This is a genomic window from Chitinophagales bacterium (assembly GCA_019694975.1).
Taxonomy (GTDB): Bacteria; Bacteroidota; Bacteroidia; order Chitinophagales; family UBA10324; genus JACCZZ01.
The window spans coordinates 839,065-863,397 of sequence record JAIBAY010000001.1 but is presented as its reverse complement, the minus strand read 5'-3'; the positions used below and the strand labels follow the sequence as shown (position 1 = coordinate 863,397).

General features: G+C 43.3%; 14 protein-coding genes. 2 read left to right on the top strand and 12 right to left on the bottom strand.

From position 1 onward, the window contains the following. Nucleotides 1-94: 94 nt before the first annotated feature. Nucleotides 95-1,000, bottom strand: a complete 906-nt coding sequence (locus K1X61_03270; protein ID MBX7107648.1) for a prohibitin family protein — start codon at nt 998-1,000, stop codon at nt 95-97. A 465-nt stretch (nt 1,001-1,465) separates the two neighbouring features. Between K1X61_03270 and K1X61_03265 the strand changes: the two genes are divergently transcribed. Then, complete coding sequence (locus K1X61_03265) at nt 1,466-2,653, top strand: thioredoxin family protein (GenBank protein ID MBX7107647.1); 1,188 nt, start codon at nt 1,466-1,468, stop codon at nt 2,651-2,653. Here the strand turns inward: K1X61_03265 and K1X61_03260 are convergent. The 11 genes from K1X61_03260 to K1X61_03210 form a co-directional block, all read right to left on the bottom strand. Continuing rightward, a complete protein-coding gene (locus tag K1X61_03260) occupies nt 2,639-3,442 on the bottom strand; it encodes an alpha/beta hydrolase (protein ID MBX7107646.1) in 804 nt (267 codons plus the stop codon). The genes K1X61_03265 and K1X61_03260 overlap by 15 nt on opposite strands. A gap of 297 nt (nt 3,443-3,739) precedes the next feature. Then, on the bottom strand, nt 3,740-7,303 hold the full coding sequence (locus tag K1X61_03255) for a hypothetical protein (protein MBX7107645.1): 3,564 nt from the start codon (nt 7,301-7,303) through the stop codon (nt 3,740-3,742). 480 nt (nt 7,304-7,783) lie between these two features. After that, a complete protein-coding gene (locus K1X61_03250; GenBank protein MBX7107644.1) occupies nt 7,784-8,638 on the bottom strand; it encodes a T9SS type A sorting domain-containing protein in 855 nt (284 codons plus the stop codon). A gap of 109 nt (nt 8,639-8,747) precedes the next feature. Continuing rightward, nucleotides 8,748-10,760, bottom strand: a complete 2,013-nt coding sequence (locus K1X61_03245) for a T9SS type A sorting domain-containing protein (protein ID MBX7107643.1) — start codon at nt 10,758-10,760, stop codon at nt 8,748-8,750. Between the two features lie 263 nt (nt 10,761-11,023). Beyond that, complete coding sequence (locus K1X61_03240; protein ID MBX7107642.1) at nt 11,024-11,485, bottom strand: hypothetical protein; 462 nt, start codon at nt 11,483-11,485, stop codon at nt 11,024-11,026. Between the two features lie 126 nt (nt 11,486-11,611). Next, on the bottom strand, nt 11,612-12,460 hold the full coding sequence (locus K1X61_03235; protein ID MBX7107641.1) for a hypothetical protein: 849 nt from the start codon (nt 12,458-12,460) through the stop codon (nt 11,612-11,614). Nucleotides 12,461-12,703: 243 nt separating this feature from the next. Continuing rightward, a complete protein-coding gene (locus tag K1X61_03230) occupies nt 12,704-13,354 on the bottom strand; it encodes a hypothetical protein (protein ID MBX7107640.1) in 651 nt (216 codons plus the stop codon). 486 nt (nt 13,355-13,840) lie between these two features. Then, complete coding sequence (locus K1X61_03225; GenBank protein ID MBX7107639.1) at nt 13,841-14,182, bottom strand: hypothetical protein; 342 nt, start codon at nt 14,180-14,182, stop codon at nt 13,841-13,843. Between the two features lie 76 nt (nt 14,183-14,258). Next, the gene (locus tag K1X61_03220; protein MBX7107638.1) at nt 14,259-14,411 is read right to left on the bottom strand and encodes a hypothetical protein; all 153 of its coding nucleotides are present in this window, start codon (nt 14,409-14,411) and stop codon (nt 14,259-14,261) included. A gap of 589 nt (nt 14,412-15,000) precedes the next feature. Continuing rightward, nucleotides 15,001-15,660, bottom strand: a complete 660-nt coding sequence (locus K1X61_03215) for a hypothetical protein (GenBank protein ID MBX7107637.1) — start codon at nt 15,658-15,660, stop codon at nt 15,001-15,003. Between the two features lie 3 nt (nt 15,661-15,663). After that, nucleotides 15,664-23,391, bottom strand: coding sequence for an RHS repeat-associated core domain-containing protein (locus K1X61_03210; protein ID MBX7107636.1), 7,728 nt, complete (start codon nt 23,389-23,391; stop codon nt 15,664-15,666). 309 nt (nt 23,392-23,700) lie between these two features. Between K1X61_03210 and K1X61_03205 the strand changes: the two genes are divergently transcribed. Next, nucleotides 23,701-23,937 carry a hypothetical protein gene (locus tag K1X61_03205; protein ID MBX7107635.1) on the top strand — a complete coding sequence of 79 codons (237 nt, stop codon included), beginning with the start codon at nt 23,701-23,703 and terminating at the stop codon, nt 23,935-23,937. The last annotated feature ends 396 nt before the right edge of the window (nt 23,938-24,333 follow it).

The window sequence follows — 24,333 nt, the reverse complement described above, 5'->3', positions numbered from 1 at the left end:
GGATACCGAGCAATATTAATTGCCACTGCCTTGCATTCTTTTATTAATGCGGTAAAATCATGATCCGCTTATACGAAGTGGTGAGCAGCCTCCGTTATTTGTCGCCCAGGATAATGGGAACGCCACCTTTCATATCACCCATGATCAGGACTTTGCTGTTACCTGAAAGCGCAAGTTCTTTATACGCCTTAATCATTTCATATTGCAACTGATTGTTCGTTAAGGTCTGGCTCACGATACGCTGATAGTCAGCGATACCTTGAGCTTCCACGCGCTTGCGTTCCGCTTCCTGTTTTTCTTTCTGCAGTACGAATTCCATCTTTTGCGCTTCCTGCTCTGCCTGTATTTTTGACTCAATAGATGTTTTCACCGATTCGGGAAGCGTGATGTTACGCACGAGCAGCTGTTCCAGTTCCATACCGCGCGTCCTGAATTCTTTTTCTATGCTGGTAAAAACTTTCTGCTGAAACTCTTCACGTTTGAACGAGTAAAGATCAATCGCCGTGTAGCCTGTCGCATTATCGCGGATTTTGGTGCGTGCAATCGGCCGCACAATTACATCTTCATAGCTTTCTCCTATCGTCGTAAGGATTTTGGGCGTTTCCGACGGTATCACGCGATACAACACGGAAACATCGAGCACTAACTCCAGCCCGTCAGATGTCAGCACACGCATCGCATCTTCTCCCACGCGGTCGCCTTCATCATAAGCGCCGGCCATGGTATAATTCTGCGTGCGGATATCGAACTTCTTCACCACCACAAACGGATTGACGAAATTTAAACCACTGCTGAGAATACGGCCGCTGACTTTACCAAACAAGGTGGGAACGCCGACTTCGCCTGCTTCAATCTGCACAATGCAGGAAAAGGCAAGGCCCGTGGCCAGCATCACAACGGCAATCACTTTTACTATCCGCGAAGCGGTACGGGTGCGTTCATTGGCTTGCAGGATGAAACCGGCAATTATTCCTATGATGGCAAGTATGACGATGAACATGGGAGTTTGTTTTAGGGAAGCTGAATAGGACGACTAGGGAATTTTGTTACAAGCTGTTTTTGAATATTGAGCTGGTACGATGAACATTAAAGTAAAATCCTGTTTTGGCTGTTTGATTTACGCATCATGCTTTGGCTTCTTTGCTCAAAAAGCAGGGCAAAATTTATCACATGCGTCATTGGTGTTTTCACTAAATCGTTCAGGTCATGCCTGCTGCTCAAGATTAATGCTGCGTGGAAGATACGTGAAGTTTTTCAGGTCTGCGCAGGTTCGAAGAGTAGCGATGCCAGCCGCTCATTTCACCCTATCTGCAACCTAAGCAGTTCAATAAAACGATGGAAAGCATCGCTTCATCTGACAGCCGGGAACACAATGTGATGGAATGCATCCATCAGGGTACCACAGGGTTTACTTGCTCCCTACCCGCATCGTATCAAATTATTAACTTGCGGAAAATTCAATACCATGAAAAGAAGTTTCATTTCCATACTCATCTTCTGTGTTGCCACCACTGCCTTCGCGCAAAACGTAAATTTTTTCAGCGGCACCTGGGAAGAGGCGCAGCAAAAGGCAAAGTCGGAAAATAAATTCATCATGGTGGATGCTTTCACCGACTGGTGTGGTCCCTGCAAGCGAATGGATGCTGAAATGTTTCGCAACAATACAAAGGTGGCGGAGTTGGTGAATGCGAATTTCATTGCTTTCAAAGCCGATTGTGAGAAGTCGCCTACAGCAGCCATTGCCATGAAGTTTAAGGTTATGAGTTATCCCACATTGTTGTTTTTCAATCCGCAGGGCGCGCTCGTTATGAGAAGTCTTGGTTATACTTCAGATCAGCAGGAATTCTTGAAGCCATTACAACAGGCACTCACTATTAAGGCACAACAGGTGTATGCTTTCGACTCGAAGGTGCTTGACCCCGGTTTTCCAGCCATATACAAAGATGTGTTTAAAGTGGACGGTGTAACGCCGGTTCGTCATCCGGCCGATGAGGTGGTGCAATACCTCGATGGGCAGAAGGATAAATTCTCCGAGGTGAACTGGGCCGTCATGTACATCTATTCCTTCCCGGGCAAGTATGAACAGTTCCTGCTCGACAACTTCACGAAGCTGCAGTCGCTGTACAATGATGAAGCGGCGGATGCAGTGAAGAAAGTGGCATATAAGCACGTAGGCAATGCCATGAAAAGCAGGGACGAGAAGGAATTCAATATGGCCACTGCCATGGTGATGAAATATATTCCTGAGCAGTCTTCAGCGTTTCTGCCCGGCTGGCAGATCAATTTTTACAGGAGTATGGGGCAATGGAAGCAATATGCAGATGCCATTGATGCGGAGCTGCAGCGTGATCCCACGATTGATGTGGAATACCTCAATCAGTTCTGCTGGCCGATCTATGAAAAATGCGATGATCCCGCAGTGATCAGGCAGGCGATAGGATGGCTGGATGCAAGGGCCGCAAAGATCAGATCGTATGAGGTGCTCGATACATATGCTGCATTGTTGTATAAAGGCAACCGGCTGGAAGATGCAGAGAAGTATGCAATGAAAGCGATACAAGCCGGAGAAGATGATGATAAGAATGTTGATGAAACCAAAGCGCTGCTCGTGAAGATCAGGGAAGCAAAGGCTTCGCCTTCAGGCAATAAGTGACAACCATTCATGCAGGGCCAGCCTGCAGTCGGCGGGTGTTTCCACCATGCCCATGTGGCCCGTGTTTTTAAGCACACTGATCACGGAGTGAGCCGGCAGGTGCGACTGCTGCAGCGATTTCTCGACGGGGATGGCTTTGTCTTCCTTCCCGATAATAAACAAAACAGGCACCTTCGTTTTTTTCAGCACGGCTGTGGTATCGCGCCGGTCGCGCATGGCCAATGCAGCATATGCCACTCCCCTGGCGGATGACGTTGCTTCCGCATGTTTTACCAGGACATCAATCGTATGCTGATGATCTTTGACGAAGCGCTGCCCGAACAGCACTTTAAACAACTCACGCACAAACAGCGCGCTGCCGTTCACCGTCACAAAGTCGGCCACACGTTCGCGATCCTTCTTTTTTGCTGCATCATCTGCTGAGGCGAACGAGTGAAACAAGCCAAAGCCCGCCAGTTGCTGCGGGAATCGTTCGGCGATGTTCATGGTCACATAGCCACCCATGCTGTGACCAACAATAGCGAACCTGCTCAACTTTTCGGCAGCCAGCATCGCCATGATACAATCGGCATAAAAATCCATGGTGAGGCCATGCGGCGGCAGGCCAGAATGTCCGAAGCCCGGCAGGTCGGGCAGCAGTAAGGTGTAGCGTGCAGTAAACGGTTCCACAAAATCCGTCCAGACAGTATGGTCTTCACAAAAGCCATGAATGAACACCAATGGAAATCCATCGCCTTCTTTATAGTAGCGCAGGGTAATGCCTGCATGCGTTATGGAAACCGGTGTCATAGGCAGTAATGTCAGGTGAATATAGCTGTTTGCAGTGGAAGTGGTAAAGGGTTGGACTTACTGCGCCCAGGAAAAGCCGGACTGATTTACCATTGTAGTTTAAGACACCTGGTTTTTACGCATCACAGTGCAGCGAGTTTGCATTGCTTTGTCTAACGAATGCGGCCTCATCAACGTCATCCCGGATTTATTTCGGGATCTGTGCATGTTGGATTATCAATTTAATCAATCAGCAGGGGCGCATGTTTCGATATACGGAAAGTTGGAAAATGTTTGGACTTAATATGGATGAAATATTTACTCCAGCATGGTCAGCGGCAACCTGAATTTTTCCATGCCAATAGTCAGTTGAAGAAAGTATACACCTGTGGTGCAGGTAGCAGGAAGTTTTACCCGGTGTACATTGGAACCCGGAATAAAAGCTAAGTTTTCGCTGTATACTGTAGTTCCGTATAATGTCATTATCTCCAGTAAGCCGGCAGCATCGGTTTGCACATTGTCTGTTTTCAGTTGAAATAGCCCGGAGGTAGGATTAGGAAAAATTTCAATTACAGTGGTTGGATGATCAGGTGGCACACTATCAAGTAATTTGCACGAAGAAAACAAAAGCACAGGCGCAGAGGTTTTATTACAACCCCCGATATTTTCAGTAACTTTCACTGTATAAGAACCGGCACTGGACGCAGTATAAGTTGGATTGGGTTCATTAGTAATTTTTACCTCGTCTTTAAACCATTTATAGCTATAACCGGGTTTACTGTTGGCTTGCAATACTACTGAACCGGAGTGGCAGAGATCCGGATCTCCAGATACCGTGATACTGGAAGCAGGTTTATTGATTTTATTGACGACGGTTGCAGCTGAAGTATCCCTGCATCCATAGGTATCAGTAACCGATGCGCTAAAGCTTCCTCCTTCATTCTTTGGAACTGTATAGGTTGCTTTTACCTTGCCGGGTATGGGCAAATTGTTTTTGTACCATTGATAAGTGAGGCCTGTACCGGTGTTTGCAGAAAGCACCAGGGTAGTTCCTTTGCACAGGTTAATCGTATCAGCCGGTGTAACAGATACAAGCGGTGGCGCATGAACGGTTACCGTTTGCGTAGGGGAAGTTGCATCGCAAATACTATTTGAAATGGTTACAGCATAATCACCTGTTACCGTACAGTGATACTGACTGCCGGTTGCACCATCAATGAGTGCATTATTTATCATCCATTGAAACAGCAATCCCGCAGTATCAGGCCATGCTGCCAGCAACAATGTATCGTAGAAGCATATTTCTGTATTTCCGGATACGCCCACAACCGGGTAAAGCTGATTTTCATCAACAACAGCATTGCAATTGTCATCGATACCATTGCATAGGTCAATAGCGCCGGGAAATACCAATGGTTGTTCATCGTCACAGTCTTCCTGTATGGTGGCATAACCGTTAGGCAGGTTACAAGTGGCAATTATTACCGGTGTTCCTGCGAAGCTGTCACTGTCGTTATCCAGGTAGTAAATCGTAGGCACTTCGTCGTAGACGCCATTGCAATCATCATCCATTCCATTACAGATTTCTGTTGCAGCAGGATTGGTCAGCGTATCCAGATCATTGCAATCTGAATGATTTATTACATAACCTTCCGGCTTTACACAGGAAAGGAGCGAATCTGAAAGACTTCCGAATCCATCGTGATCAGTGTCAATATAATAGGTCAGCATCGGGTCGGTGAACAGGCCATCACAATTGTCATCTGTGTTATTGCATATTTCAGCAGCCATTGGATTAATCGAAGCTGCATTGTCGTTACAATCCGAATGATCCGGCGTGTAACCTGGTATTGCGAAACAGGCAAACATGGAATCCAGGGGATTTCCAAATCCATCAGCATCGGCATCTACATAAAAAACACCGTAGAGCAGGCTATCCAGCATGCCATCGCAATTATCGTCAGTGTAATTGCAAAGTTCCACTGCTCCCGGATGAATGGCTGCGACGGTATCGTTACAGTCGGTGGATAAAGGGCTGTAACCAGGTGGTGCAATAAATGAAACAGTCATGTCTGATGCAATGCCAAAGCCGTCGCCATCCCTGTCAAGAAAAAAAGTATTGAGCACCTGACCGGTATTCAGTAGTACAGTGGAGGTATCCCTGAAAATTTTAATACCCGGAATGGTAACCATCCCGTCAACAGGCAAGGCCGTGCCTGATTGGATAAGCTGGTGATTATGTATTACCGCCCAGTTAACCGGCGCGGGGCCTGATATATTAAAATGCTGAAGCCTTCGGGGTGTTATGGTTACCGTGCATGAATCAGGATAGACCTCATAACTTCCGTTGGCTTTCACAATATTGCGAACAAAGATCTTTGATGCCCAGTTGGCACTATCTTCATAGATCTCATTTTCCCAATCCAGCGATCCGTTCACGCTGCCATACTCCGGGCCGACAGCGCCGTTCCCCGTACCATAGTCTTCGTTCAGGCTGCAATCGGAAAATGCCGGAAAGGATAAATCTCTTCTGTAACGATAAAAATCGAAGTTGTTGGTCTCCCAGGTCTTGCCATTTCCGCCGTGGTCGCGGTTGTCCCAGAAATAGTAGCCACCAATTTGGTTTGCATTAATGGAGTCGTAGTAAACAGGCTTCTCCGACCAGCCCATCAGGTCATCGCGCTTGCCATTGATGCAGTACATAACCGGATAGGATTTGGTTTTGAACTGATGAATCATCCATCCGCCATTCAACATATTATAAGTTGGATAACCAAAATCAGACATCAGGTTACTGCTTACTGTTCCAAAACGGCTATTGCCGGATTTCCTGTTTTTCTTGCCCGGATTGAGCGAACAGCTTGACTGATAGTCATTCTGAAATGAGAAGTCGAAGACACCCACGGTTATTTTGCTGGCGGCGATTTTCTCAGGATAGGTGATGGTATAGAAATAAGCACCCGGTGCGCCAAATGAAACGCCATCCATGTAAATCCGGTTGGTATCAACCGGCAGGTGTGCGATGGCCCAGTCGATAATTGCGGATAATCGTCTTAATGTGAAGCTATAGTTGATGCCTGAAACAGGCGGGGTTACATTGTTCTTTGCATTGTAGATATCAAAATTCTCATTGGTTCCCCACCAGGCGGATGTTTCGCCGCTGGGAAAATTGTCTTCACAGCTTAATATTAACTCGCCTTGTTGCGGGGAGGTTATCCCGCTCAGAAAGTCAACTCCGCCACCATGAAACTTCATTCTTAATGGATGCAACCCCGCGGTGGTGTTTCTGAGCACTGCGAAATCTGAACCGAAAAATCCTGTTTGCTTCAAAACGCTTTTATCAGCAGAAATCTTTGTGCTTAAAAAACAGGCATAGATGTCATACGGAATTCCATCTGCAGACCGTTGTTCCTGGAACACAGGTTGTGGTGTCAAGACCGTTTCAGTCAAAGGATTGATCAGCGTATTGCTGCCCGGCAGCATCGTTTTGTCTTCTATGCCATTCGTTTCCGTTGTTACAGCGTAGTAGTAGGTTCCGTCGAAAAGCGTAGTGGCCACAAAAAGGGAGGTGGTGGAAGAAAGGCGAGGACCGGCAGAGTCTATCCGGAAATAAACATCTGCTCCGTCGTGGTAGGATAAATCAAAGTCTTTGGCCGACTTTGAATCAGTTTTGCCAAGGTACTCACACTCATTCAGGAGGGTAGTAGCTGATATAGGTTCCGGGGAGCGATAGACTTTATAATAAATTGAACTGCCGCTTATCTTATTCCAGGTAAGAAAAACCTGGCCGTTACGGTAAAACCCGGAAAGGCCGGTAACCACGGCCTTGCAAAAGGTGGTGGTTACGATGAGCATCATTAAAGTGCATAGAAACGATTTCATCAGCTATACTAAGGTGTTATGGCGTTTTCATTTTGATTGCGGGTAAATGATATCCGGGCATTGCTACGGTTTCCTTTCCGGCACGATGAATATTTAGAGCTTATAATATTGGTTTATGGCTGATGCTTTACGGAGAGACGATACATAAACTTTTGGGTTGCGCGGTGACCAGGAAGTGCGGTTTCATGAATGCACAAAAAAATAGAGGAAACAATTTTTTCCGGAAGTGCGGACTTATTTAAGTAAACGTTCGCAGGGTACTGCTGCATTACAACCGTGTTGCTGCTGTTGCCGGTTAACTCAAAAACATGTACTGAACCTTGCCTGAGTGGTTGCACGGCAGCCACCTGCCCCGCATGCTGTGAAAATGTGATATTCACATGGTCTGTTGCTGTACGGTGCCACCCTGCATAACTATTGATTATTAAAAAGTCCATCGCTTAACAAAGGATTTAGCGTTTCAAATCAGGTTGCAGAGAATCAAAGTCCGAATACAACCTTGTGAAAAGTTCGTTCACTGCCTGCGGTGAGCCCTACCAGGTAAAGGCCGGCAGGTACCGGCTTCATCAGGTGTACTGTCTGATCATGATTTCCCGCTTCTTTATATGCCCGGTAAAGAGTTTGGAGGTGTTCACCGCTAAGACTATACAGATCAATCGTGATCATTTTGTCCGATGACAAATTATAAGCGGCATTGAAATATCCGGATGTAACAGGATTTGGGTATATTGATAATTCAGTTTTCAAGGCTGTTGCCTGCTCGCTGTCCATATCTTCACTTATTCCGCCTTTCGGCTTCACTTGCATGGTTGTGGTGTAGATGTTATCTCCTTCCAGATTGTCATTCCAGTCTGCAGCATTACCTGATGCATAAAAAATAACATTGCCGATATTGGTGGCAGGTGACTTCCATTTATAGGTCCACACATTAAGTGCTGTACCGGTGTAGTTACTCATGTAAATTCTTCCGGTGGCATCATCTGTGCGGCGTGTGGTGTGATCGTGATCGGTTTCAACCGGCTTGCCCGCCTGCACATTATTTATATCCAGCGATACCGTTTCAAAGCCAAATCTTGATTTAGTGGTATCAAAGACGCTGACGGTGATTACATAGTTCTTATTCAGCTTATATTCATTATTGGAGCCGCTGAATGCCAGCGTCACAAAACCAGGGCCCATATTAAGTCCTGCTCCGGAATGACAATCTGAGCACGTGCCTTCTCCCGGTGCGCCGGTGACAGCAATAGGTGGTTTCTTCGGAACAGAGATCAATGCAGTAGAAAACATTAGAATTACTGCCGTAAGCAAAGTAGAGATGGCAATTGATTTCTTCATGGTGCTTTTTTTTAAAGGTTAAAAATTATGTGGCTTGACTTAGTAAGTGAAATAAGGATGCCCATTTATAATACACCGCTCCCGGTACCGGTGATCATTGATCTGACATTTATTGCTTTATTAGTTTTGTGATGATTACTTTTTTGCTGTCGGCATAGCGGAGGATATAAACGCCGCTGCGCAACGGTGCACAGTCATAACTAACGTGAAGGGCATCATCCTTATGAGGCACGATGTTTCCCATGCATTCACCGGTAACACTAAAGAGTTTCCAATCTGCAACTCCCGCAACTTCTTCCTGCAGTTTAACGGTAAAGCCCTGATCAAATGGCATCGGGTACACTTCCATCAAAGGCTTTGTGGCAATGTCTCCGGGCGCATCCAAATCATTACCCTGCATTTCCTTCATGATGGCATTCAATGGATACTTCTGCACGACGGCATCATACTCACCATGAAACTTGCTTTTTATTTTCCCGGCATTGCCATGATTGGCATCACCGATATCTTTACTGGCTGATGAAAAAGTCAGGTACATATTCCCGTTTTTGGCAAAAGCCACCGTTGGCCCGTAGCCGGTAAATTCTGTGGAAGGGCCATAGGTCTCGCCCTTTGATCCTCCGGCATATGTTCCGAAGCTGATGCGCATTACCGTATCCGTTCCGTAATCAGGATCCGTGACGAGCACTACAAAAGCATCGTTTTTTTGGTTAGCAGTATCCAACGGGTTACATGCTTCCGTGGATGCTCCGTTTAAAGCGGTAACAGGAAGCGGCGCATATTGCTTCGATGTAAACAGGTCGCAATTTTTAGTTAGTCCTGCAATAGCCACATACTGATGGAGCCCGTCCGCCGATCTTCTTGTCTGTATACCATTGGAGATGTCACTGCCATATCCTCCAAAGTAGGTTCTCCACTTTATATTGCCTGCGTTATCAATCTTTGTGATAAAAGCATCGGGATCTCCGGCATTATTTTTTTGAATAACATTTCCAATTGTTGGGAACGTAGTGCTGTCACTATAAGTCAGTCCGGTCACAAAAACATTATCATCGGCATCGAGTGCCAGCATTCTGCCACGTTCCCTGTTGCTCCCTCCCTGATATATACTCCAGAGTGGTTTATATCCAAGTGTTTCATCTGGTATCCACCGGGCGACAAACTGATCCAGGTTACCGCCTCGGGCATTAGCCGGATTGGTAGAAATGCCCGCATCACTGTTAGTCGTGCCGTTCAGATAAACAGATCCGTCTTTACCGATTTTCATTCCATGTATTCTATCCTGCGCATCAGGATCCTGTGCTGTATCAGCCGGGTTTGCAGATGCATTATAGTAGGTGAAGAAACTCATAGAGGACAGGCAGGTGTCGAAAACAGCGATAAATGCATCGCCACCACCATTATAGGTGCTGTCATAAACCTTGCTGACTTTCTCTTTTTGAAGCAATGTGCTGTGCGGACCTTCGGCATAGCCGGATACAAACACCTTGTGATCATACACGTCGAGTGAGAGTACTTCATCAGTATCCGTTCTGCCGGCTTCACCGCCACCGAGATATGTCCAGCGCAGCAGGTTGCCGTTGCCATCATATTTTGCCACAAAGCCATCCCAGCTATCTGCAGCCTCCGGCTGATAGACACCCTGCGTACATGCCTGTCCGCAGTTCAATACACTGTTGTTTTTTAAGGTGGTTCCGCCTACATAAATTCTCGGTTTACCATTGGGTGCTTTATCATAGGCGAGTGCATAACCCCAGTCATACTTGTCGGCCACGAGGGTATCCTCATCAAGTCCCGGACCTCCGAGATAACGTATCCAGACCGTTTTCCCTTTGGCATCAAACTTTCCCAGAAAAACATCGCCATTCCCAAGGCCGGTATTACAAAACTGCTGTGTGCTTGTGGTTGAATTAGTTCTGCCTACGATGTAGATATACTCTTTATTGCTCTCTGTGGTGACTAATATATTTTCCACCAGCTCCGAGTCAGCCATCTTCACGTTCTTTTCATAGAAGTAAAGATTCCATTCAATCTCAGCGTACTGTGCCACAGCAGGAAAAATATTTAAGCACAGCATGCCTGACAGGCTAAGGTATCTCAGCCAGATGGAGGTGTTTTTCATTTGGCCAATGTAGTACCAATATTAAATTAATAAAATACCACATTTGATGTAATGATATTGTAACAATTTCCTGGTCATTAATACATAAATGATGTGATATGCGGCATACACATTAATAGGTAATTGTTAATAGAGTGCCTTAACCTTTTATGATTAGGAATATACAGACATTACTGTTTATTCATGCCGGTGGGTGCTCAGGAAGAGTAACTACAGCTCCTGTCAGCGGCAGTTTTTCGATATAGTCAGTATTGCATGACATTTTACGTTTCACATATTTCCTTCAGTTTGTCGAGTGCCTTAGGGTAGGTCTCCTGCATATAATCCCAAAAATCCGGTGAAGTGTCTAATTCAACCGTTACGGTGGTTGTTCCGTTGTATTCAGAGAAGGTGTAGTTTTCAAATCCATTGGCCCATTTTTCTGCTTCCGGCCCTTCCGTTATTTCTTCATTCGCTTTTACAAGACCGTAATGGCGGATTGAAATAAACTGGTTCGGAATATTATCAGCTATTGCCGAAATCATTCCACCTCTTTCTCCCTTCTCATCAGTTCCTGTGAATAACATTTTACTGCCCTTGTTCCAGTTTCCTTCGTAGGTAGATGTCGGATTGAATATGGCCGTCCATTGCTCATAGGTGGATTTGTTGCTGATGCCCAGCATCCTATCAAATACTTTTTTTGCCGGTGACTGTATGCTGATGGTGAATTTTATTTTTTTCATCATTATGAATAGTTTGTTTGGATGATCGGTTAACTGCTTCCAGTATTTTTCAACTTACCTCCATACACCAATTCGCCTACCGGTGTATTGCAGATGCGAAGGCGTGCAGATATTTGTCATGCCGTGTTTTTATTCAAAAGTAAAAACCCGTTGTACTAAATCGGTAGCCGTGTATTTGTTTGTATCCGCATCCGAATACGCTTTTTCTTTTTTTACTGTCACGAAACCAAACCAAAGAAGAAAACGGCTAAATGTGCGTATATAATAGCATAAGGTGAAATGTTGTTGCGATGCGCCTGATTGAGTGTCGAAGAATGTAATAAACATGGGAAATGCAGTCAGGTATTTGTCGGCATAAAAATGAACAGGCCTGGCCTCACTGCCAAACTTGTTCAGCATATAAACTGAGAAAGCCCAGCCAAGTTGTCCGACCGGTTGCTGAGGATAACGGTCATTAGCGTCCCAGTTAAAACCCATCGTAAAGGCGGCGAGGATTTCCTTGAAAAGCTGCAGCCGGTTTTCGGGCTGTAAAAGTGTTGCTCCGTTTTTAGTCAGTGAAAGCTTACCGTTTGATTTCTTCACAAGCCGTGCAATCTCACAAACGAACCTGGCGGTCTGGATGGAAATGCAGTCCTGTTGCTTCCAGAGTTTTACAACGCCACTCTCGATATGCTCGTCAGGCAGAAAACCGTGAGCATAAAGTTCAACCATCGGTTTCCTGGGTAACGCGCCAAGTGGTGTCAGCTTGATGAACTTGTCACGTTGCAGGATTTTTAAAAAGGCCTCAGCAATCCTGAAAAATGGTATGCGGTCCAGGGTGGTATGGTCAATGTCTGAACGGAGATGAACAGGGGAGTTGTCCGAGAAGGTGTTGTACAGCAGATGGTGAATATCTGTCGGACTCAACCCCAAAAAGTCGTCCAGCGGTGTGTTATTCTGCAACAAAATGTTTACATCTGTTTCGTCTTTCAGGTTCATTTCGGTGGAAGAATGTTTGTTGGTTCCTTAGAGAAATGTGTAATGGCGCTGCTGTCAGGCGCCTGCACGAAATGCTTTACGGCATTATGCCTTGTCGGGCTTTTCAGTCCGGCGCATGCTGCGAAATACCGCAATACAAATATCTGCAAAATTTGAAGAGTAGTTAGTCGGCGCGCCGTATGTTCCATCGCTGTCAGCCGCTGCGTTGATCCATCAGCTGAAACTGACCCTGGCAGGTGATCATCAGTCCACTTTATATCTCACCAGTCGTCTTTCGATATAATTTGGATTGCTCGCATAGAACGGAAATGTTTCAGATACGATGCCGACATTTTCCGCATAACGGGTATCAACATTTCTTGGGTTGCCTTGTGATGACCATTTTGGATACATGGCGAAAGATTGTTTGAAACTCTGTGTTTGAAATGGTCCGGCCGGTGTATTGAGCAGATAGTTTTTATCTGCCATCTTTACTACCACGGCACATACGGTGTCTGCCGGGCCGGCGGTGATAAAATAGTGGTAGAAAGTATCCGTAAAGTTCTGTGAAGAAAAGAGGATCTGTCCTAAATGGTTTACAATATAGTGAAGTGAATCACGGACAAATTTATCGTTATAGATGGTGCCGGCTATAGCAGGCCGAATGACTTTAAAATAGCGTGTGTTATTGATCATCGTGTCCTTCTCCACATAGCAACTGTCGGTAATACCCGTAGCAGTGGCGTTTCCGGCGCTGTCGACATCAAACCGTTCATAGATCCAATAATTACCCGCTTTCAGCTGTGAAAAGTTGGGGTAGGTTGTTGAGGCTGGCGGATCTGTTATGTCCTTCTTACAGGATGAAAAAGCAGTTGTTAAAGCAATGCTGAGTGTTACGATGGTTGTTGTCCTCATAACTTGGGTTTGGAATTACTTAAACGCAGCATTGGAATTTTATTGTATGGGCGGACCGGGCGCCTTTTGTTGTCGGGCTGAGTCACGGCCACGGAACCGGGAACTACCTATAGCAGCCTGAGCGATGGTCCTAAAAAGAAAATGGAATTCAAATATGGAAAACGGGCAGAGCCGGCAAGGCAGGCATCGTTTCCAAGCTTTGAACACGCTTAATAACGACAAAGATGAATTGAAAAAAACGACATATAAAACGAATAACTTCGTGATGGCCTGGTGAGGGGCTTACAAAGCATCTTTATGTTAGCGGCATGTGCTTCTCTATCATTGCTTACTTATAAAACCAATTTTTGTAGTATCTGAAATTGTAAGAAAAGGATAAATGTCGTCTGCTATATTATCAATTAAATCAACTCCTACTGAATAAAGTTTGTATCTATCTCTAACTTTTTTATAACGATAATTTAAATTTCCTTTCGTTGAATGATTTTAAAGTATCGGGTCAACGATTGAAACCAGTTTATCATCTTCCTGGAGGTCTTCTAACTTATTCGGATAAACTCCATGTTGAATTTTATAAAACTCGATATCTTTAATTAAATCATTTACCTGCATTTGTGCAATTGTTGCAAAACCTGTCGCAACTGCATCACTATTATTCCCAACATAAAACAAGTAAGAATAAAGACCAACTGTAAATAAAATGCAAGCTGTTCCGATATATACAAGTGTTTTGTTCCCAAAACGGAAGATGCCGAGAAGGATTAAAACAACACCAACTATAGCTCCCAGGAGTAGGATTAAACCAAGCAGTCCCCACCAGTAATGCACTTTCCCTGTTTTATCATCACTTTCAGGTTTTTTTCTGCTTCAGTCCTTCGTTGTTGCAGTTCTTGCCTGATTGTATTTAGTTCTTCTTCAGAAAACGTTCGCCCTCTTTTCTGAACTCTGCAATGGCAGCTTCAACCGCGTCGGGTGTAAACTTTGAACGGTTGTCAAGGTATTCTTGCAGCCCTTCGTCAGACTTACCCGACATTAATTTCTGAAAATCAATCTCCATTTCTTGTTTCTTTTATGCAGTCAGTTTGATGTTAGCACGTCGTCATAGCACAGCAGCGAACGGCAGTCTGAAAAAAAACCAATTGACCAGCATGTTAAAAAATGCGTTTATAAAGATATCGAAATAGATGCCGCCAGAATCAAGTGACTATGGATCGTTGAGATATGCAATATGTACAACCCCAAAACAGAGAACTGGTAACCTTCAGCTGTCTGGAAGAGTATTAGCTATCATTTAATCTATCGGTTTTGGGGTTAATGAATTGTTTTAACTCAACTCTAAATTAATCCCTGACTGTCAGATTAAATTTTAGCTTCTACAAATAAACAGCAGGATGTTTAGTAATGAAGAAGCTGTCGTCAGTACGTATTTTTCCCAGAAAGCACATAATATCTGATATACTCCGATAATTAGATAACCAATACTCTTGGATTCAATTTTCATTGCGGAATCTTGAAATTGTTTTTTAGCGGGTTATAGGATGATTTAATTTCATTACTCTATCTCAGGATTGCCGGCCTGGCCGAGTTTTAAGAAAAAGGTATCAAACCAGGTATAATATGTAATCGCTGTACCCGCTAAATAAGCACTAGAATGTCGCCATATCAATTTCCTCTATAGAGACTAATTCATCAGACTTGCTAAAAATATAATTACCATTAGCTTGATAGTTATATAGGATATCCTGAAAGATTTCACGATAAACCTGTTTCTCTATAATTGGTATCTTTAGCGTAAAATCATAAATCATACCATGCACTTCTGTATACATCGCAAAAGATAAATATAAAGTGTCTGCAATTGAAGTAGTAAACTCCCCATAGTATGCCTTTTTATCATCAAATAATAATTTACTAACGTTATACTCCTTGAATATTTCAACTGAATCTTCGTTTAGCTGAACATTAACTTGGCGGAGATAATTGTCAAGAGTTAGGTTGTACATCATTGTATCAAGTCTTAAAACCAAAAAAAAGGAATTTTCATTTGAATCAAGAAGCTGCGTGAAGAATAAGCATTTGTTTTGCTTTACAGGTTGCCAGTAATTTGGACAACAAATCTTATCATATTGCAAATCAAAACAATTCCAGGATTTTGGACTAACCGTTTTTTCTTGTCGGATTCGTAGCGTATTCACTTTCACACTATCTTCAATAGACTCTTGATTTGCCCTAATTTTACTCTTGCAGGCAATATTGAAAGGCAACATGGAGACAATTAAAAACCATTTAGTTAGATTGCTAACCATATGTTATTTTTTTGAGTCTGAAATAGTTAATCCTGCTTTCATTTTTAGTGTGAATGACGAATCTTTCGACCTAAATCCTACTTTTCCCTGCAATCCAACATCTGTTTTTACACTCCCCTTTGTATTGCTGTAAGAGATAAATGCACCATTTTCAGCTTTTCCAGCAATAACTGAAGAAACATTTTTAACCTCTCCATCAAAAAGATTCACGGAAGTCGAATTTTTCACTATGAGGTCTATACCGTTTGCTGTTGTTTTTGCAATCATATTGTTACTAATGGAGACTGAAGATTCATTTGTCACTTTGTATATTGATACAGCAGGTTTATTGTTTAAAGCCAGTGAATAGAATTCTTCAAGATTCGTTCTCGCGATCGTCGTATTCGTTACTTCGCGAGTAGTAGATAGTTCAGCTTCTGAATAACCGACTGTTTTATGAATCTTATAAAGAGGTTGAGTATTTGAAATTGTTAAACTAAAAAAGACCTTATCCACAATAGCTCCTCCAGCTTGTAGATATTGCCTAAATCCTTCAGCCATATAATAAAGTGGGTTGCCACCAAATACTGGTGGGTCTGGCCATCTGCCATCCGGATCAGTATGCACTATCGGATTATCAAATACATAACTATACATCGACCACGACTTACCAATCTCCCCAAACGGATCCACCACCCACCACCTCCCCACCTGAGGATCATACCACCTCGCTCCATAATCAAACCAATTCAAATTCAAAGAGCGATGAAACTCCTTACCGTTATAAAGATAATTGTTTGTATCAGAATTTTCCTCCTGCCAGCTTATGTCTGCAATGATGTTACCATAAGGATAATAGTGATTAACCTGGATTATAGGATTGCCGGTCTGGCCGAGTTTTAAGAATAAGGTATCAAACCAGGTATCACACTCACTTTCATTATGCAATGACACCCTCAGTGTGTATTGCTGCAGCGTATCAGGCACATGAATTCCAATGGAATCTGTCAGGCGGGTCCAGCTATTGGCATTGTCTACTTCAAGACGCCATTGATTAACCTCTTCACCTGAGGTATCACGCAAAGACAATTCAAGGTAGGCTTCCGGTGTATCACTGGTCAAATCGTTCGGCGACGCCGATCCCGGATTCCGCTTCTTAGTGTAAAATGCTTCAAACAGACCTACAATATTCAACTGTAAGCCATACACCGGTTTATTGAGTGTATAGTGCAAATCGTTGGGAGGAGGTTTTATCGTCCATGGTTTCAGTTCTAAATTTAGCGCAGCAGGTAACGGATGCTCCCTGTCTGTTTTTGCCGGAGATGCCTTTTGCTGGTGCTCTTCCGCATAGAAATAGTAAAGCGACACTTCTAATGTATCTCCTGAATTTACGGGGATCTCAGTATAAGGCCCCTCTGTATTGTTAAGCTTTCCTGATGATTCCCCCTGCAAGGCTATTTCATTGTCTCGTACTGCGCTTACATGGGTAAATTTTGGAAACTCAGTGCCCTCTTCATCTGCGTTCAGTTCAAATGTCAACTTACTTGTTACCCAGTCAATGTCATCGCCCTTAAAAACCACTCTTACATTACCGAGGTGATCTTTGATAAAATAGTAAGGCTTCCAGTTACCAAGCGTATCAAGCAACAAATAGCCGTTATCGAAAAGAATACGTCCGGGTTTACCGTTTTCGTGGATAATATCTCCGAAGTAGCCGGTTGTTTTCTGTTGAAGGTTTTCTGTGATTTCTTCCTTCTGTTTTATGCCATCTGATGAATAGGTAATTTTCAATTCCTCCGAGGGTTTATGTATGAGCGAAGGCAGGTTTAGATGATTGTAGTTTACAGTAATCGTTTTATTTGCATCAGCAACCAGGTTACCATTCCCATCATAACTATAGTCGGTGGCATTGGCAATATCTTTGAAATCACTACTATTGTTCCATGCCACCAAAGAACCGGCATCAGACACCGCAACAAGCTGATTGCCGTTATAGGTGTACGATAAATCATCATTTACTCCATAAGTAAATACTTCTGTTTCCTCATCATAGGTCAGTGCTCCATGAACACGCATGGTTTTTATATTGCCATTGTCATCATAGCTCAGTTCATCAACTGTGTACTGATCCGCTTCAGTAATTCCAGGACCGGCAAGAGTAGCATACACCGCCTTCTGCAAACGGTTAATCGGATCATAGGTATAGCCGTAAACACGGGTAGCTTCGTCCATACTGCTCTTCCAGGCCATCCATGAAACATTTCCCGAAAACTGTGAAGGTGCGCTAATCAAAGGGTAACCATCATCATAATGCAGCTCCATTCCCCAATAGTCACCACGCTCTTTTACATCTTCCAGATCGTTTATTGAAGTGAGCCAGCCACGTACATTATACCGGAAATTCAGGGTCTGTGCTGCCTTTTGCACAGGTATGTTTCCGGTGCCGGATATCCTGTTATGCAGTCTTAGCGTTAAAAGCTGACTAAGCTCATTATAAGTATTGCTGCTTGTCCAAATTTCCGGCTGTTCATCTACCTGGAACCAGGTATTTTTTAGCCGGGCTGCATGATCATACTCATTTCGCACTTTTCGGATGAGGTCTGCACTATATCCAAGACCTCCTCCGGGAGGATAATATGTGAAGTGATGAATTCGGTTGCTTTCAAGTACGGCACCTTCAAAATTGTAAGTGAATAACTCAGTTTCTTCCTTTCCTTCATGGTTACTTCCATTTGTTTCCACTACTCTTCCCTTGTAGTCATAGAAATAATCAAGTTTTTCAAACAGTTCCGGCATGCTTCCCAACACTTTTGTATAAATCCCGGTAGTCCTGTTTCTAGCCCTTGCCACGTTACCGCTAACCGGCGAAAAATCTGCATTGCCATCTCTGTTGAAATCATAGTCGTCGTAATAGACCAGTGTAAGTTTTTCCAATGATGTGGTCGGAAAGGACAGATTGGTATATCCATCAACAGATTCACTTCTTGACTCGCTGCAAACCGCTGTGGAAAGCCAAAGCTCATCCTGCAGCTGAGAAGGTGTTTTCCCAGCTAAAGTTACCAGGCCGGTAATGATGGATCTTCCTGATACATCAAATTTCTGATAGGACCAGTTGCCCGAAATAGACTGGTTAGGATCTTGAGTCAGTGCTGCCCGGTTCAATTGATCATAAACAATGTAACTCCAGTCAATGCCCGGTAATTTCTTTGCACTAATAAATCCTCGCTTATTATAGTTATAGAAATAATTCCAATGATCATAGGAAGCACTAACTGAAAAATTGCCTTCATACACCAACTGATTAAAACCTTCCGGTGAAATGACTACAACCAACCTGCCAATGTCATCATATATAAAGTAGGTACTGGTGAAAATAAATTCTTTCTGGCCGCCACCTGTACTCACATTCCTGGGACGCTTCTCCAGCACAACCCGTCCTTTATTATCAAAATAAGTGATTTGCAGATTCTCATTTTCATCCGTTGTTTCAGTAACTGTTAAGGTGCCGGCTGCATAAAATGTTGTGCCCTTCCATCCGGCAACACCGGCATTTGTAGTAAAAAGCCTGACTTCGTTAGCGTAGTTGCCCCGATAGTTATACCCAATATTATGGTTGCCAAGTTTCCAGGTTTCACCTGGATTTGCTTCCTTCCTGGTTCTTCCGGCGGGTGTATTTTCATACGAAGTTTCCTTATACGGGAAAGCTGTTTGCTCGCATTCCAAACCGGCTGAATAAAAATTCAGTTGATCTGCTTTTGCATTACTCTTGTATTGTCCCGGTGATTGTGAAGTAGTAAATGGCAGGTAAGTCTTAGGTTGTCTGCCATAAGCATCATATTCCAGATGGGTAACCACATCCTTTCCCGAAGGACTCTGACCAACCTTCAGTTGCTGTATTGGCCTTGCCAATCCATCAACAAATGTAAAGGAACGCCGGCTTTGTGCAGAAGGCAACGTGGCGGTGGCCAGTGAGGATGCTGATAAGCCCGGAACAGTAGCCACTTCCGTTCGAACATAGTTTTGATCTGATGGATTATTTGAGGATCTATAATGATAGTCTGTATAATTTATTCCATTGCCAAAATGATCTTCAGCATATTGAAGCCTGCTATACCCATCATATTTAAAGTAACTCAAATAGTTATTCTCATCAAGTATTTCTGAAATTGCGCCGGCAGGACTATAGCTGTAGGATGTCACTGTTGCTTCGTGCGGATAAAAACGCAGCTCGTCCATTGCACCTCCGCAGCTAATTGCAATGGTACCCGGATTATTGAATGCAACAATATATTCATAAAAGGTAAATCCATAAATCGTTTCTCCGGCATAACTCCTGATAACCGTAAATTCATTTCCTGTTAAACTAACTGTTGCTGTAGCCCAATAACTAAACACGTACTTTCCCGGCAATGAAACCGCCAGCGATACAGTGCCGGCTTTGTAATACCTGTTTCCTGCAATGGTTCTTGTAACAGGACCGGAAACATTTTCTATGCCCACATTCGCTAGTGAAAATACAAACTGACTCTGGTTGTCATTTTCAAATCCTGTATAAGCAACGGATGAAATAGGGGCATTATTGAAAACCGCACTCACCATGCCGGATTTGCTTTCATATATAACAGCCGTTGCTTTACCATAAGGTTCATGAAACTCGATGGGCTGTGCTTTTTCATTATAGTAATCAAACTTTTGTGTGCTACGATACCTTGCATCGTGCCTGAAGGTATTGTTTGATGATTTCGATAATGTAAATGAAGACATAAGTGCCGGTTCCTTCAGGTCAAGCCTAAAGACTGTATCCATAACCACATTTTGACCGTCCATCCGATACCTGAATAATGATCCGCTAACAATTAAGGTGTCCTGCGCTACTATACCCTTAGCGCCGTTCTGAATTACCCAGGTAGAATTAGCGCTGCTGTTAATGATACTGCCATTCAAAATGCTACCCATCGGTTTAATGCTGCCATTGATATTGGTTGATTTTATAGTGCTCTTATTCTTGAAAATACAGGTGAGTTCTTCAATTACATTATTGATCATTCGTTTCCGGTTAATCATAGTATCTAAACTAATCAGCATGGGATCACTACCGGTGTAACCGCTTATGTTGTAATCAAGCGGAAACCTTTTCAAAATTACTTCTGTAATACCGTCCGATCGGGTAGTTACCTTTCTTGTGAGTTGCGTATGTGCCGGATTGTCATAGTAGTAATTGGTGGTATTGGATACGCTTGAACCATCGTAGAAATAGCTTACTTGAGTTGACTTGGATAACCGGATCCATTGACTCACGTATAGATAAGCTTCTGCAGCAAACAAATTTTGTGGAGCCCCATTGTTGAATGTCGGTCCTGTGGAAGGATCTGATTGATTCTGACTCACCTTAATTCCCCATACCTCTGAATAGTTATTCACCTGATCATCCACATCCCATTCATTAGTAGTTTTTGCAACTAGGACATTGTTTTTATCATACTCACTTTGTTCCAGCTCAAGCCCTCTTTTCCAATCCGGTGACAGTGGCATGGCAAATGGGAATATGAAATCACCATTGTTGGGCGAATAACTGAACTTATGAAGGGTATATCCGTATTCTCCATTCTCTACTGCTGCTCCCGTAATGCTGGCGCCCTGTATCACTTTTACTTCACGGTAGCTGACAATGTTCCCATTTGCACTTGATATGGCAGCATGACTGATAGAAGACCTGTTCAGAAAATTACATTCTGTTCTATATCCGATCTCATCATAAGCAAATGAGGTAAAGGGGTATTCCATCTTCATTTTCGAAATCAGCACACCGCTTGACCGTTCAGCATCTGAAGAAAGTTGATAGCGATATTGAATAACCTGATCTGAGATATCCGTAGTGCCGGCAGTAGCTCTCGATGTTATAGACTTAATACGCAAACCGCTCGCAAGCTTGCTTTTTAGCACCGTTCCTGTAAATTTCCTGAAGTTAATATGCACGGATATGTAGTGATGAAAATTTACATTGCCCGTTATCTGAGCTTCAATGGTATAATTTCCTGCCGTAAGGTAGTTGCAACTGGTACCTTTATTAGCCGTTATCTCCTGGTTGGTCTCCACCTTCTTAATCTGATAAAAAATATCGCAATTACATGGGTAGGTGTAATCAATAACCATCTCCGCATATTGATCATGGTCAATTGAAAATTGAACAACTTTACTGGTTGTCGCATCTGTTGCTACGTAGGCAAATGCTGAGGTATTCTCCTTTTCATAGTCATTTACGATTGCGCCGGTGCTGCTTTCTCCATAATCATTTACTTCATATTCAAATTCAAGCGATCCGCCGGTTGGATATTGAATCTCCGTTATAATTCCGGCCTGAGTAAATTCAGGAACCGTAGACCTGGTATCATCAAACAAAAAGCAATCTTCCTCTTCAGCTGGAATCAGTGTTTGGTTGGAATTTTTGCCATTATAATAACTCCAATAATCCTGCCCTTTGGAATCTCTAATGGCAATCGGCGTTTCATTATAAATCATTTTTGTGGGAGGCAATAATGTTCCTTCCTTACTTTCTTCTGTAACCGCTGTAAGCCGTAGTCTTTTCTTGGCGTCTGGCATTGTGGTACTACCTGTTCCAACATAATAATCATAGGAAAGATTGAATCCTTTTTGATACTGTACCACTTCTTCATGATTAAGGTATTCAACGCTGTTGATTTCAATTTTGCTCAGTGCTTTGCTGTCAGTCAGGTCATCGCGGTTAAATTCATTTTTAAATTCAACGATACAATTCCCGGAACGGATTGATTTTAAGCGATACCCCAATACATCAATATAAGAATAGCAGTCACAAAAGCTTTCTTCGCATAAAGTCAATGTGGTATTGGGTGTCACTTGCGTCTCAGAAGTGCCGGACCAATAACTTTCATAGTAGGGTTCATACTCAAAATTAATTACATCACCGGCTGCACTGATAATGGTGGTAAGAAGCCAGCTTGAGTTAAACAGAGGTGTAAACGATGATTGCCCGCAGCAAGTTGATTCAGCGATGGTTTTTTCAATCGGATCAGCGCTTTGCGTGGAATCAAATTCAGGATCAATAAGGTATGCAGGATCATATCTGCCAAAAATATACTTCGTGCCATCTTCGGTAATTGCTTCAAAGCTGGCAAGCCCGGCGCCGGCAATAATTTTTATGTTTGAATAAGGGATCAGATGAGGGATCACAAAACCTTCATCATCAATTCCGCTGAGTACGAACTTCCCGGAATGTCCATTGAAGTTATAATAGAACTCATCCGGTTCACTATCCAGTGTTTTCCAGTAAGCGATATTCACCATCATGTTAAACTCATCTTCTACGTAGTTACTCAGAAGGTGATCTGCAGGAAGAAGGGCATGGGTACTTAAGTACCCGACATTCGGTTGCTCATCGGGCTTGCCAATCACCGTACGGCTTATCATTCCGCCTGCCAAAAGACTCCAGCCTAAACCGACATAGGATGCGATGTCTTCTACCTTAATACCTCCGGCATGGTAGCTAAGTGAAACAGGCACCTGCAGGCCATTAGACTGTATGGTGTAAACCGGTACACTGATTTGAGGTATGCCGGTACTTAGTGAAACCGGCACATCTGCATACTTCCCAAGTGCTGATGCCGTTGGTGAAGGAGGAATGATGGATACATTCGGTGAATTCGATAGCTGGCCATGTATCAAATTCCTGCATACGAAAATCAATACAATGAAAAGAAATATGCCCTTCTTCATAGAACATTATATAATGAGATAAATAAATATTAATTATGATTCCCTGAGGCAATAGAAACAAAAATGGTAAAATGATAAGCCTCAGTTCGATATCGTAATACAGATGCAGCAATCTGTATGTTGAATATTAATCAAAGATAAATTGCGTGAAACCTTTTGTCAATCATCCAATTTGATGATTTTCATAAGTAGTTGGTGTAAACCAGAACTGTTATAGTGCATTGTGACTTATCCTGAATTGCAGCCAGCACACCATGCTTCCTCTCCGCACTTATTTATCGGCATCGACATCCACAAAAGAACTGGCAGGTGCACCTGCAGACCTATATCAGCGATCGCAAGAGTATGACCATGCCGACGAGTGGTTACCTGCTACTACACAAGTTGCTTAACCGGATGCTGTCGGTGATCAAGAAGGAAATACCATACCGCATCAACTACAATCAAAAAAGCGGTACGCATCAAACAGCAACCGAAACTACCGCTCAAACAGAAGGCGCCACTGTAACCAAAACCAAAATCAAATCTAAAACTGAAACCCAATAATTAGCAATGATTATCAGCTCGCAAAAATGAATGCTGACTGCAATACATAAAGGGTGAAGTTCTTGCAAGAGGAACTATCACACCGTTTAAGCAGGCAGCTGCATTTTTGAGGCATCAACCCCACACCGGTACTGGTCGTCGCAGCCACGGCGCCGGGAACTGCAAATAGCAGCCTGAGCGATGCTCATAAAAGGAAAAATGGTGTTCAAATATAGAAAACGGGCAGAGCCGTAAACGCAACCGTCGTTTCCCGCATTTGAACACCCTTTTTTAATAAGGCAAAAGATGAATTGAAAAAAAACGAAATAGAAAAACGGTTAACCTCGTAATAACCTGGTGAGCGGATTGCACAGCATCTAAGTTGCCAGCATACTGCTGCGCTCACCACAAAGCAAT

What these genes read in the sequence shown, in the direction of transcription:
- K1X61_03260 (MBX7107646.1), bottom strand. Translation starts at nt 3,442, where the DNA reads ATGACACCGGTTTCCATAACGCATGCAGGCATTACCCTGCGCTACTAT.
- K1X61_03255 (MBX7107645.1), bottom strand. Translation starts at nt 7,303, where the DNA reads ATGAAATCGTTTCTATGCACTTTAATGATGCTCATCGTAACCACCACC.
- K1X61_03245 (MBX7107643.1), bottom strand. Translation starts at nt 10,760, where the DNA reads ATGAAAAACACCTCCATCTGGCTGAGATACCTTAGCCTGTCAGGCATG.
- K1X61_03235 (MBX7107641.1), bottom strand. Translation starts at nt 12,460, where the DNA reads ATGAACCTGAAAGACGAAACAGATGTAAACATTTTGTTGCAGAATAAC.
- K1X61_03240 (MBX7107642.1), bottom strand. Translation starts at nt 11,485, where the DNA reads ATGATGAAAAAAATAAAATTCACCATCAGCATACAGTCACCGGCAAAA.
- K1X61_03250 (MBX7107644.1), bottom strand. Translation starts at nt 8,638, where the DNA reads ATGAAGAAATCAATTGCCATCTCTACTTTGCTTACGGCAGTAATTCTA.
- K1X61_03230 (MBX7107640.1), bottom strand. Translation starts at nt 13,354, where the DNA reads ATGAGGACAACAACCATCGTAACACTCAGCATTGCTTTAACAACTGCT.
- K1X61_03220 (MBX7107638.1), bottom strand. Translation starts at nt 14,411, where the DNA reads ATGGAGATTGATTTTCAGAAATTAATGTCGGGTAAGTCTGACGAAGGG.
- K1X61_03270 (MBX7107648.1), bottom strand. Translation starts at nt 1,000, where the DNA reads ATGTTCATCGTCATACTTGCCATCATAGGAATAATTGCCGGTTTCATC.
- K1X61_03210 (MBX7107636.1), bottom strand. Translation starts at nt 23,391, where the DNA reads ATGAAGAAGGGCATATTTCTTTTCATTGTATTGATTTTCGTATGCAGG.
- K1X61_03265 (MBX7107647.1), top strand. Translation starts at nt 1,466, where the DNA reads ATGAAAAGAAGTTTCATTTCCATACTCATCTTCTGTGTTGCCACCACT.
- K1X61_03215 (MBX7107637.1), bottom strand. Translation starts at nt 15,660, where the DNA reads ATGGTTAGCAATCTAACTAAATGGTTTTTAATTGTCTCCATGTTGCCT.